Annotated in this window: 10 protein-coding genes; 6 read left to right on the top strand and 4 right to left on the bottom strand. The window is 70.4% G+C overall.

What is annotated here, in order from left to right; all coding sequences use genetic code 11:
* Nucleotides 1-22 precede the first annotated feature (22 nt).
* From AB5L97_RS14140 to AB5L97_RS14115, 6 genes are all read left to right on the top strand, one after another.
* Nucleotides 23-1195, top strand: coding sequence for a 3-hydroxyacyl-CoA dehydrogenase (locus tag AB5L97_RS14140; RefSeq protein WP_369045115.1), 1173 nt, complete (start codon nucleotides 23-25; stop codon nucleotides 1193-1195).
* A 25-nt stretch (nucleotides 1196-1220) separates the two neighbouring features.
* Nucleotides 1221-2402, top strand: a complete 1182-nt coding sequence (locus tag AB5L97_RS14135) for an acyl-CoA dehydrogenase family protein (protein WP_369045114.1) — start codon at nucleotides 1221-1223, stop codon at nucleotides 2400-2402.
* A gap of 9 nt (nucleotides 2403-2411) precedes the next feature.
* Nucleotides 2412-4091 (top strand): AMP-binding protein, encoded by a 1680-nt coding sequence (locus tag AB5L97_RS14130; protein WP_369045113.1) that lies wholly within the window; start codon nucleotides 2412-2414, stop codon nucleotides 4089-4091.
* Nucleotides 4088-5314 (top strand): acetyl-CoA C-acetyltransferase, encoded by a 1227-nt coding sequence (locus tag AB5L97_RS14125; protein ID WP_369045112.1) that lies wholly within the window; start codon nucleotides 4088-4090, stop codon nucleotides 5312-5314. Before AB5L97_RS14130 ends, AB5L97_RS14125 begins: the two co-directional genes overlap by 4 nt.
* Before the next feature lie 139 nt (nucleotides 5315-5453).
* Nucleotides 5454-6578 carry a winged helix DNA-binding domain-containing protein gene (locus AB5L97_RS14120; RefSeq protein ID WP_369045111.1) on the top strand — a complete coding sequence of 375 codons (1125 nt, stop codon included), beginning with the start codon at nucleotides 5454-5456 and terminating at the stop codon, nucleotides 6576-6578.
* Between the two features lie 237 nt (nucleotides 6579-6815).
* Entirely contained in the window at nucleotides 6816-7775 is a 960-nt protein-coding gene (locus AB5L97_RS14115; RefSeq protein WP_369045110.1) for a type IV toxin-antitoxin system AbiEi family antitoxin domain-containing protein, read from the top strand.
* A gap of 313 nt (nucleotides 7776-8088) precedes the next feature.
* Here AB5L97_RS14115 and asd read toward each other — a convergent pair whose 3' ends face one another.
* From asd to AB5L97_RS14095, 4 genes are all read right to left on the bottom strand, one after another.
* Nucleotides 8089-9228, bottom strand: a complete 1140-nt coding sequence (asd, locus tag AB5L97_RS14110; protein WP_369045109.1) for an aspartate-semialdehyde dehydrogenase — start codon at nucleotides 9226-9228, stop codon at nucleotides 8089-8091.
* Between the two features lie 120 nt (nucleotides 9229-9348).
* Nucleotides 9349-9987: a hypothetical protein gene (locus tag AB5L97_RS14105; protein WP_307955591.1), complete on the bottom strand. Its 639-nt coding sequence runs from the start codon at nucleotides 9985-9987 to the stop codon at nucleotides 9349-9351.
* A complete protein-coding gene (locus AB5L97_RS14100; protein ID WP_369045108.1) occupies nucleotides 9984-10523 on the bottom strand; it encodes a dihydrofolate reductase in 540 nt (179 codons plus the stop codon). The genes AB5L97_RS14105 and AB5L97_RS14100 overlap by 4 nt, the downstream gene beginning before the upstream one ends.
* 32 nt (nucleotides 10524-10555) lie before the next feature.
* Entirely contained in the window at nucleotides 10556-11374 is an 819-nt protein-coding gene (locus AB5L97_RS14095; RefSeq protein WP_369045107.1) for a thymidylate synthase, read from the bottom strand.
* Nucleotides 11375-11388: the final 14 nt, after the last annotated feature.

Below are 11388 nucleotides of genomic sequence, written 5' to 3'. Positions count from 1 at the left end.
AGTTTCACGATACATCTGGTGTGTGCCCCACATCACCGACGCTGTGTCCACTGCTGGCCTCGCCCCCGTCGAGACCGACGCCCCTACCCAAGCCAGCCCCGCGCCGTCGTCCGCCGAGCTCGGCGCCCGCCGGGTCTCGGCGATCGGCGTGATCGGTGCAGGCCTCATGGCCAGCCAGCTCGCGACCCTCTTCGCCCAGCAGCTCCGACTCCCCGTCACGATGAGCGACCTCTCTCCCGAGCGCGTCGACGCTGCCCTCACCGGCATCCGTGCGAAGCTCGAGCGCGCCGAGGCCAAGGGCCGCCTCGCGCGCGGCGAGGCCGAGGAGATCGCGGGCCTCATCACCGGCACGACCGATCCCGCCGACTTCGCGGGCTGCGGCGCCGTCATCGAGGCCGTGTTCGAGGAACTGGGCGTCAAGCGACAGGTCTTCGCTGCGGCCGAGGCCGCCATCGCACCCGACGCGCTCCTGCTGACCAACACGTCTTCGCTCTCGGTCGAGGCCATGGCCGAGGGCCTCGCGCATCCCGAGCGAGTTGTCGGCTTCCACTTCTTCAACCCCGTCGCGGTCCTGCCGCTCCTCGAGCTGGTCCGGACCCCCGTCGCGTCGGATGCGGCCATGGCCGCCGCCGCGGACCTCGCCGCGGCGCTCGGCAAGACGGCCGTTCCGGTCGCGGATGCCCCCGGGTTCGTGGTGAACCGGATCCTCACGCGCCTCTTCGCCGAGATCCTGGGTGAGATCGAGGCGACGGCCGCCGCGGGAGGGGACCCACTCGCCGTCGACCGCGCCCTCGCCCCGTGGAACCTCCCCATGACCCCGCTGACGCTCATCGACTACATCGGCACCGCGGTTCAGCAGCACATCTGTGCCACGATGCACCGGGCCTACCCCGAGCGCTTCCCGCTCTCCCCGTGGCTCGCCGCCGCGGCGGAGTCCGGCGTTCGGCGCCTGCTTGCGGACGACGACGGCCTGTCACCCGACGCGGCCTCCCTCCTTCCGCAGCTGGCCGGGACGGCGGACGCCACCCCCGCCGATCCGGCACAGGTCCTCGAGCGCGTCCGCGCTGCTCTCGCCGAGGAGGTCGAGATCATGCTCGCTGAGGGAGTCGTCGCCTCCGCCGAGGATATCGACCGCTGCATGGTCCTCGGCGCCAACTACCCTGCCGGCGGGATCACCCCGCTCCTGGCCCGCTAACCCGCCCAGCCCGTAAGGAAACCGCATGCCTGACTACGACGTCTCCGAGGCCCTCGACACCGACTACTATGCCGTCTTCGCCGGCATCCCGGCCGAGGACCGCGCCCACTGGGACCGCGCCCGCGCGTTCATCGACGAGGCACTGCCGCAGATGAACGAGTATTGGGACCGGGCCGAGTACCCGCTGCACCTGGCCAAGCGCATGGGGGAACTCAACCTCCTCGCGGACGGCATCGAGGTACCCGGCCTGGAGCCGATGAGCCCCCTCGCCGCGGGCCTGGTCAACATGGAGATCTCCCGCGGCGACGGCTCGCTGGGCACCGTCGTGGCGGTCCAGGGCGGCCTCGCGCTTCGCTCGATCGCGTTCCACGGCTCCGACGAGCAGAAGGAGCGATGGCTCGGCCCGCTCGCCCGCGGCGAGGAACTCGGCTCGTTCGCACTGACCGAGCCGGACCACGGTTCCGACTCGGTCAGCCTTGAGACCACGGCCCGCCGCGACGGCGACCACTGGGTCCTCAACGGCGAGAAGAAGTGGATCGGCAACGGCGCCTCGGGCGGCGTGACCGTCGTGTGGGCCCGCGATGAGGAAGGCAACGTCCGCGGCTTCCTGATCGAGCAGGACACCGAGGGCTACGACGCCGAGGTCATCGAGGGCAAGGGCTCGCTGCGTGCGATCCACCAGGCCCGCATACGCCTCACCGACGCGCGGATTCCCGCCGAGAACGTGCTCCCGGGCTCGAAGACGTTCAAGGACACGTCGGCGGTCCTCGTCGCGACCCGCCTCGGCGTCGCGTGGAGCGCGCTCGGACACGCCACCGCGTGCTACGAGGCCGCCGTGAACTACGCGAACCAGCGGACCCAGTTCGGCAAGCCGCTGGCCAAGTTCCAGCTCGTGCAGGACCGCCTCTCCCAGATGCTGGCCGAGCTCACGAGCATGCAGCTGCACTGCATCCACCTCGCGGGGCTCGATGCGGCCGGGACCATGCGGCCCACACAGGCGTCCATGGCCAAGTACCACAACACGCGCAAGGCCCGCTTCATCGCCACCACGGCCCGGGACCTGCTCGGCGGCAACGGCATCCTGCTCGAGAACCACGTCATCCGGCACATGATGGACATCGAGTCCATCCACACCTACGAGGGCACCGAGAGCGTCCAGGCCCTGCTGATCGGCCGCGACGTGACCGGCGTCGGCGCCTTCGCCTAGGGGGAACCGATGCACGCTGCGAACCACACTCCGCTGAGCCCCCTGCGCTTCCTCGAGCGCTCGGCGGCCGTCCTTCCGGACAAGACCGCGATCGAGCACGGCGCCCGCCGCTACACCTACGCCGAATTCGGCGCCGAGGCGCAGCGGCTCGCGAAGGCCCTCGCCGCCAGGATCAAGCCCGGGGACCGGGTGGCCTTCCTCGCGCCCAACGTCCCCGAGCTGCTCATCGCCCACTTCGCGGTCCCGCTCGCGGGCGGGGTCCTGGTTGCCCTCAACACGCGCCTCGCGGCCCACGAGGTGAAGTACATCCTCGAGCACTCCGAGGCCGCGCTGCTGTTCGCCGACGCCGAGCTGCTGGCAACGGTCGACGGCGTCGCGGACCTGGGCGGGGCCGCCGCCGAGGTGCCGGTCATCGTGGTGCCCGATTCCGAGGCGCGCGATGCCGCGCCGACGGGTGCGCGCGAGGCCTCGGGCGCCGTCGTGCGCGGGGCGGAGCACGGACAGCGCGAGCTGTACGCCGACCTGCTCACGGGCGCGCCCGATGGGCCGGACCTGGTCTGGGGCGTCGACGACGAGCAGACGCCCATCACGCTCAACTACACGTCAGGGACCACCGGCAAGCCCAAGGGCGTGCTCTACTCGCACCGCGGCGCGTACCTCAACGCGCTCGGCGAGTCTCACCACCAGGGCTTCGACGGCGACACGCGCTACCTGTGGACCCTGCCGATGTTCCACTGCAACGGCTGGTGCACGCCCTGGGCTGTCACCGCGGCTGCCGGCACGCACGTGTGCCTGCGGGCCGTCCGCGCGGACGCGGTGTGGGCCGCGCTCGACGACGGCGTGACCCACCTGTGCGGGGCGCCCACCGTGTGCTCGATCATCGCGGACGCGGAGCAGGCCCACACGCTGACGGCACAGGGCGCCGCCGCCCCGCTCAAGATCACGACGGCGGGCGCGCCCCCGTCGCCCACGATCATCCGCAGACTCAGCGACCTCGGCGTGACGGTGGTGCACGTCTACGGCCTCACCGAGGTCTACGGGCCGTATACGATCTGCGAATACCAGCCCGCGTGGGATTCCCTGTCCGCGGACGAGCGGGCCGCCAAACTGTCCCGCCAGGGGGTGGGCATGGTGCAGGCCGAGACGGCGCGCATCGTGGAAATCGGCACGGTCGGCGACCTGGTCGACGTCCCTGCCGACGGCGAGGCTATCGGCGAGATCGTCCTGCGCGGCAACAACGTCATGCTCGGCTACTACCGGGACCCCGAAGCCACCGAGCGCGCGTTTGCCGGCGGCTGGTTCCATACGGGTGACCTCGGCGTCATGCACCCGGACGGATACATCCAGCTCAAGGATCGGGCCAAGGACATCGTCATCTCGGGCGGCGAGAACATCTCGACGATCGAGGTCGAGCAGGCCATCGTCTCGCACCCCGACGTGCTCGACGTCGCCGTGATCGGTGTGCCGGACGAGCGCTGGGGCGAGCGGCCGGTCGCGTTCGTGGTGCGGGCCCGAGCCTCGGACCTGGCGGCCGAAGAGCTCGCCGCGCACGTGCGTGGGCTGATCGCGGGGTTCAAGGTCCCGCGCGAGATCCACTTCACCGACGAGCTGCCCAAGACTTCCACGGGCAAAACCCTCAAGCATGAGCTGCGCGCCCTCGCGGCGCTCGCGGCGGAAGGAGCACGATGAGCGAGAACCACAACCCCTCCCCTGAAGCCCGTTCCGGAGGGCGTCCCGATGACGTTGTCATTGTCGGAGCGGCCCGCACCCCGCAGGGCAAGCTGCTCGGGCAGCTCGCGGCAGTCTCGGCCGTCGAGCTCGGCGGCACCGCGATCGCCGGCGCGCTCGGCCGCGCGGGGCTTGCTCCCGAGGACGTCGACGCCGTGGTGATGGGCCACGTGCTCCAGGGCGGCGCCGGACAGAACCCGGCGCGGCAGACCGCTGTCGCCGCCGGTATCCCGCTCACGGCGCCCGCGATCACGCTGAACAAGGTGTGCCTCTCGGGGCTGTCCGCGGTCATCGAGGCCGCGCGCATGCTGCGGCTGGGCGAGGCGGCCGTGGTCGTGGCGGGCGGGCAGGAGTCCATGAGCCAGGCGCCGCGTCTGCTCTCCGGGACGCGCTCGGGGTCCGCGTACGGGTCCCTCGAACTCGTCGACTCCGCCGCCCATGACGGACTCACCGACGCCTTCGACCACGAGGCCATGGGCCTCGCGACCGACAAGGCCAACGCGGCCCTCGGGCTGACCCGCGAGGAGGCCGACGCGGTGGCTGCTGCCTCGCACGTCCGCGCCGGGGCAGCGCTTGCCTCGGGGATTTGGGCCCAGGAGATCGTGCCCGTCAAGGTCCCTCAGCGCAAGGGCGCGGTGCTCGAGGTCACCGAGGACGAGGGCATCCGCCCGGACTCAACCCCGGAGACCCTCGCCCGGCTCCGACCGGCCTTCTCCGCGGACGGGACCGTCACGGCAGGCAACGCCTCGCCCATCTCCGACGGCGCCTCAGCCCTCGTGCTGACGACCCGCGCGGAAGCCGAGCGGCGCGCGCTGGAGGTGCTCGCCGTCGTGCGCTCGCACGGTCAGATCGCCGGACCGGACACGACCCTGCCGGACAAGCCGGCCAAGGCCATCTCCGCGGCGCTGGCCCGCGAGGGCTGGACGACGGGGGATCTCGACATCGTGGAGATCAACGAGGCGTTTGCGACCGTTGCCGCCCACTCCGCGGCGCTGCTCGGCGTGCCGATGGACCGCGTGAACGTTAATGGCGGCGCGATCGCGATCGGGCACCCGATCGGGTCCTCGGGGGCGCGGGTCGTGGTGAGCGCGGTGCACGAGCTCGTCCGCCGCGGTTCCGGCCGCGCCGCTGTGGCGCTCTGCGGCGGCGGGGGACAGGGCGACGCCCTCCTCCTCGAGCGCTGACCCGCATCCCGCCGTCTGGGGGTCACCTTCTGCAAGTCACCTGAGGTGACCCACAGAAGGTGACTCCCGGAAGGTGACTCGCAGAAGTTCCGGACGGCTGCGGACGTCCACTGTCCTCATATCGGGCCATGATGGGGCCATGGGACTTTCCGACCCGGCCGGGCGCCAGCTGCGCACGACGGCGCTGGCCCGCCTCAGGCTCGTCGCGCAGGGTCTGCTTCCGGTCGCCTCGGTGGGTGAGGCGCTTGGGCTCGCGGCCGACCCCGTCGCTGCGGTGCGCCGCATGACGGCGCTCCAGAGCCAGAACCTTCCGGCCGGGCTGCTCCAGGTCGCGGTGCGGACGCGGGGGTGCTCGGAGGCCGCGGTGGTGGAGGCCCTCGCCGGTGGGGGGATCGTGCGGACCTGGACCATGCGGGGCACCCTGTTCACAGTCGCCGCTTCGGACGTCCGAACGCTGGTGGGGCTCGCATCGGAACGCGTCATGCGCTCGGCGTCGTCGCGCCACCGGGACCTGGGCATCACCGAGGAGGACGTCGCGGTGGTTCGGAAGGTCGCCGAGGATCGGCTCGCCGGTGGGGGCGGCCTGACACGCGCCGAGCTGTTCGAGGCGTTCGAGGCGGCCGGGCAGCCTGCGTCGGCCCAGCGCGGGATCCACCTCATCTCGATCCTGAGCCACCGACTCGTCCTCGTGCAGGGTCCGCTGCGCGGGAGGCAGCAGGAGTTCCGTCTCGCGGACGAGTGGCTCCCGGCGGCGGAGGGCCTCGCGGGCGACGACGCGCTCGAGCACCTCGCCGGCCGGTACATCGCCTCCCACGGGCCGGTGGACGAACGGGACTTCGCGTGGTGGCTCGGCCAGCCTGTCGGGCGGGTACGGGGCCCGTTCGCGGCGGCCGCAGCGGGGTCCGCCGAGGTCATGTTCGGGGAACGCACCCTGTTCTGTGCCCCCGGCGTGGCGGCGCTCGCTGACTCGCGCGCTGGCGCACGGGCTGCGGCGGTGCTGCCGGGCTTCGATGAGCTGGCGATCGGGTACCCGGACCGCTCCGTGGCGATCCCCGACCCCTATCTCGAGCGCATCGTCCCGGGGCTCAACGGCATCTTCAAGTCGATGGTGACCGTGGGCGGCCGGGCTGTCGGCACGTGGACGAAGGGCGGTACGCCCGCAGCACCCCGAGTGGACCTCGACCTGTTCGAGGAACTGGGGCCCGCCGCCTCGGCCGGCGTGGCCAAGGCAGTCAGGCGGATCGAGGCCTACTGGGCGGGATAGGCGCGGGGCGCTCGGGACAGCACGCAGGAGCAGCCCTGCGTCGACGCGGTAGTGCTTGCCTCTCGTCTCCTTGCCTTAAGCGCTTCTCCTTGCTTGGGCACGCAAGCAGAAGCGGCGGACGCAAGGTCGAGCGCCTGACGCAAGGTGACGCAGACTCGGATCGGCGACTGACGCTGAGTTGTCCACATACGTCGACTCCCCGTAGCACTGCCGCGGCATCCTCGAAACGATGACGGAATGGACAGACATACCGCCGAGGGCCTCCTAGGACCCCGATGGCCGCGCATGGACGTAGCGTCGACGACATCGCTGCGGGAGGCGGGGATCTCCGATCGCCTCCTTACCGAGGGAGTGAAGTCCGGCGCGATCATCCGGCTGCGTCGGGGCGCCTACATCCCTGCCCACCGATGGAGCGCGCTCAAGCCGTGGGAGCAGGACGCTGCCCGGATCGATGGACATATCGCCGGGACCGGCGGATCGAGCGTATATTGCCTAGCCAGTGCCGCGATCCTTCATGGATGCTCGGTCTGGAACGCCGGATCCGCCGTCCACGTGGCGACTGGCTACTCGGGCGCACGCTCCAGTCGCGGTACTGACACCCTGAGTCACGAACTCGGACTTTCGGACACCGACGTCGCGAAAGTCGAGCGGAATGGACGCCTGATTACGGTCACTACGGTTGTCCGCACCCTTGTTGACTGCTTCCGATTCCTGCCTCACGAACAAGCACTCGTGATCGGAGACAGCGCCCTCCACCATGGGTTGGCATCGGCAAAGGTCATTCGAGACGCCATGATGGAGGCGCCGGATCGTGGACGTCGGCGTGCTCTGGCCGTCCTCCATGCCCTCGAGGGCCGAACGGAATCGCCGGGCGAGTCGAGGACGCGCGCGCTCCTGCGGAGGCTCGGGTTCGCCGATCCGGTGATCCAACTGGAGCTCATCACCGCAGAGGGTGTGTATCGTGCCGACTTCGCCTGGGTCGAACTGAAAATCATCATCGAGTTCGACGGCGAGGGCAAGTACATGGACTACGAGCCCACGGCTTCGGTTCTGCTTGCCGAACGACGCCGGGAGACGCTGCTCATGGAGCAGGGGTGGACGTTTGTCCGGCTCCGGTGGTCGGACCTTGAGAAGCCCGAGGAAGTCCGCCGCCGTATCGAGTCGGCTCTGGCCCGGGCGGTACGTCGGTCGGCCTAGACAGGACAGTAAGGTCTCAGGAGATCGAGCTCTTAGAACTGTCAGCTTGCCTGCCCTGGGTGGCCTTGCGTGAGCCGCTTCTCCTTGTGCAACCAGACAAGGACAAGCGGCTCCGACAAGGAGAAGCGACTCCCACAGGGAGAAGCGGCTCACCGACGGAGAAGCGGCTTCAACGCCCGGAAGCGACGGGGCAACGGTGCCGCGGTCCCTACGGCCGGGGCCGCCCCATCCGCCCGTCCGGAACCGCGCCGGACACGAGAGAGGCCGGGCCCCCAGCGGACCCGGCCTCGGCCGTTCGATCGGAGAACCGGCGTCAGAGCGTCCCGGTGGCGATCTTGAGCATGCGGCGCAGCGGCTCGGCCGCGCCCCAGAGGAGCTGGTCGCCCACCGTGAAGGCGGAGATGTATTCCGGCCCCATCTCGAGCTTGCGGACCCGGCCAACGGGGATGTCGAGCGTGCCCGATGCCGCGACGGGGGTCAGCTGGTCCATCGAGGCCTGCTTCTCGTTGGGGACTACGTGCGCCCACTCGTTGTCGGCATCGATGAGCCTCTCGATCTCGGCGACGGACAGGTCCTCGCGTAGCTTGAGCGTGAGCGCCTGGGAGTGGGATCGCATGGCGCCGATGCGCACGCAGAGCCCGTCCATGATCACGGGCTCAATCGTGGCTCCGGCCGCGGTGCCGAGGATCTTGTTGGTCTCGACCCCGGCCTTCCACTCCTCCTTGGACTTGCCGTTGCCGAGGTCCGCATCGATCCACGGAATGAGCGAACCCGCGAGCGGCACGCCGAACTGCGTCGCATCGACGCCGCCGCGCTGGGCAGCGAGGACCTTGCGGTCGATCTCGAGGATGGCCGACGCCGGGTCGGACAGTTCCGCGGCCACGGCGCCGTTGAGCGTGCCGAACTGCGTGAGGAGCTCGCGCATGTGGCGCGCGCCGCCGCCGGAGGCGGCCTGGTACGTCATCGATGTGCCCCACTCGACGAGGTTGTTGCGGAACAGCCCGCCGAGGCCCATGAGCATGCACGAGACGGTGCAGTTGCCGCCGATGAAGTCCTTCACGCCGGACGCGAGGCCCTCGTCGATGACCGTCCGGTTCACCGGGTCGAGGACGATGATCGAATCCTCGTTCATGCGCAGCGTCGACGCCGCGTCGATCCACAGGCCGTCCCACCCCGCGGCGCGCAGCGTCGGGTGGACCTGCTTGGTGTAGTCCCCGCCCTGAGCGGTCACAATGATCGGAAGCTTCTTCAGCGCCTCGATATCGTACGCGTCCTGGAGGGCACCGGCGTCGCCGGCGGCAGAACCCGTGAAGGACGGCGCCGCGCCGCCCGCATTGGACGTCGAGAAGAACACCGGGTCAATCGAGGCGAAATCGCCCTCGTCCTGCATGCGCTCCATGAGGACAGAGCCGACCATGCCGCGCCAGCCGACGAAGCCTACCGAAGAAGTCATAGGGACTATTCTAATGGCGATGCCGCCCGCCCGCCTGTGGCCCGCATCTCACCGTCGCGCGCGGAAGGCGGACGTTCGACGGCGCGGGGCCGCCCCGTGTGTCGGCCTCACCGCGTCAGGTCACGCCACCTGATCCCCGCGGACGGCGCGGAGCGTGACGACGAGAGCGTCGTCGTCGGCCGGGAACTCGGCGATGTCCTCGGTGCCCGGGACTGCCTGCCCGAGCATCCACCCGCCGTCGCCCGCGCGACGGATGCTGAGAGCGACCCCGTGCCCCTCGATGTGCCGCTCAACCAGCACTCGGCCCTCGGGGTGCTCGGTGAGGTGGCCGCGGACGAGGGCGAAGGTGGCCTCGGCGCCCGGGAGTTCCGCGGGCTGGGGAAGCACCCACCAGGTCCCGTAGGCGCGCGGCCGGGCGAGGACCGCGACCTCGGGTGCCTCGAGCAGCACAATGCGGTCGGACCACTCGGGAGACTCGAGGGTCAGGAGCATCCGCCGCTCGGCGGCCCCGAGGGCAACGGCGATTCCTGCCACCGCTCCTTCGACGCTCAGCTCCCCCTGGGCATCCACGTGCGCGTAGCTCCGCGCGACGAGGGAGGATACCCCGGCGGAGACCAGATCGGGGACGTTCGCGTAGTGGTCCACGCCGAGCAGCGCCGCCGTCGCGGGCGTCGACTCGCCGCCGTGGAAGGCGAGCAGGGCCAGGACCTCCGCGAATCCAAGGCCGATCTGCTCGGGCGCGGGGGCGTCTTCGGTCACGTTGAGCCTCTGCGGAACTCCACGATCCGGTAGGGGACGCCCGTGCGGGAGGTGAGCCACCCGCCGTCGTCCGGCTGGACCGCCCCGAGTCGCCACTCGCTGCCGAGCGCCGGCGCAAACGTGTCACCGTCCACGTCGAGATCGAGGATCGTCACGACCGCCACCTCCGCGAGCGGCAGCGCCTCGGCGAACAGCTCCCCTCCGCCGATCACCCACACGAGCTCGGCGCCGGGCGAGTCGGCGGCCGTCGCGAGCGCGGCCTCGACGGAATGCACGACGACGGCGCCGTCGGCCTCCCACCCGGGCTGGCGCGTGACCACGATGTTCGTTCGGCCCGAGAAGGGCCGGAACCGGTCAGGGATCGAGTCCCACGTGCGCCGGCCCATGACCACGGGATGTCCGGTGGTGGTGGCCGCGAAGTGCTTCAGGTCCTCGGGAACATGCCACGGCATGGCCCCGTCCTTGCCGATCACGCCGCCCGCCTGGGTCTGTGCCCAGATCAGCCCGATCTCGCGGCGCGTGGTCTCTCTGTTCATACGGGTGTTGTTACGGCTGTTCATACGGCTGTTCACACCGCTACGCGAGCCTTGATCGTCGGATGGTGCTGGTACCCGAGTACCTCGAAGTCCTCGTACCTGTAGTCGAAGATGCTCTCAGGCGTCCGGGCGAACCTCAGCTGCGGGGCCGGGTAGGCGTCGCGGGAGAGCTGTTCGTGGACCTGCTCGAGGTGGTTGTCGTAGATGTGGCAGTCCCCGCCCGTCCAGACGAAGTCGCCGACGCCGAGTCCGAGCTGCTCGGCGACCATATGGGTCAGGAGCGCGTACGAGGCGATGTTGAAGGGGACGCCCAGGAACATGTCGGCGCTGCGCTGGTAGAGCTGGCAGCTCAGCTTGGCAGGGGACCCCTCGGCGCCCGGAGACACGTAGAACTGGAACAGCGCGTGGCACGGCGGCAGGGACATGCTCGGGATCTCGGCGACGTTCCACGCCGAGACGATGTGCCGCCGGGAGTCCGGGGTGGTGCGCAGCGAGTCCATGACGGCCGCGATCTGGTCGATGTGCCCGCCGTCCGGCGTGGGCCACGAGCGCCACTGGACGCCGTAGACGGGACCCAGCTCGCCGGCGTCGTCCGCCCACTCGTCCCAGATGGTGACGCCCTGCTCCTGGAGCCAGCGCACGTTCGAGTCGCCGCGCAGGAACCACAGGAGCTCAAGTGCCACCGACTTGAAGTGCACGCGCTTGGTGGTGATGAGGGGGAAGCCTTCGGCGAGGTCGAAGCGGATCTGGCGGCCGAACACGCTCCGGGTCCCCGTGCCGGTCCGGTCGCCCTTGTGGGTGCCGTTCTCGAGCACGTCGCGCAGGAGGTCCTCGTAGGGAGTCGGGATCATGGCATCCAGCCTAC

The organism is Sinomonas sp. P10A9, from assembly GCF_041022165.1.
GTDB lineage: Bacteria > Actinomycetota > Actinomycetes > Actinomycetales > Micrococcaceae > Sinomonas > Sinomonas puerhi.
The sequence above is the reverse complement of the archived record's forward strand: the minus strand, read 5'-3'. Positions and strand labels throughout refer to the sequence as shown.

Coding starts and splice junctions, on each gene's coding strand:
- AB5L97_RS14135 (WP_369045114.1), top strand. CDS start 1,221: ATGCCTGACTACGACGTCTCCGAGGCCCTCGACACCGACTACTATGCC.
- AB5L97_RS14130 (WP_369045113.1), top strand. CDS start 2,412: ATGCACGCTGCGAACCACACTCCGCTGAGCCCCCTGCGCTTCCTCGAG.
- AB5L97_RS14125 (WP_369045112.1), top strand. CDS start 4,088: ATGAGCGAGAACCACAACCCCTCCCCTGAAGCCCGTTCCGGAGGGCGT.
- AB5L97_RS14120 (WP_369045111.1), top strand. CDS start 5,454: ATGGGACTTTCCGACCCGGCCGGGCGCCAGCTGCGCACGACGGCGCTG.
- AB5L97_RS14115 (WP_369045110.1), top strand. CDS start 6,816: ATGGACAGACATACCGCCGAGGGCCTCCTAGGACCCCGATGGCCGCGC.
- asd (WP_369045109.1), bottom strand. CDS start 9,228: ATGACTTCTTCGGTAGGCTTCGTCGGCTGGCGCGGCATGGTCGGCTCT.
- AB5L97_RS14100 (WP_369045108.1), bottom strand. CDS start 10,523: ATGAACAGAGAGACCACGCGCCGCGAGATCGGGCTGATCTGGGCACAG.
- AB5L97_RS14095 (WP_369045107.1), bottom strand. CDS start 11,374: ATGATCCCGACTCCCTACGAGGACCTCCTGCGCGACGTGCTCGAGAAC.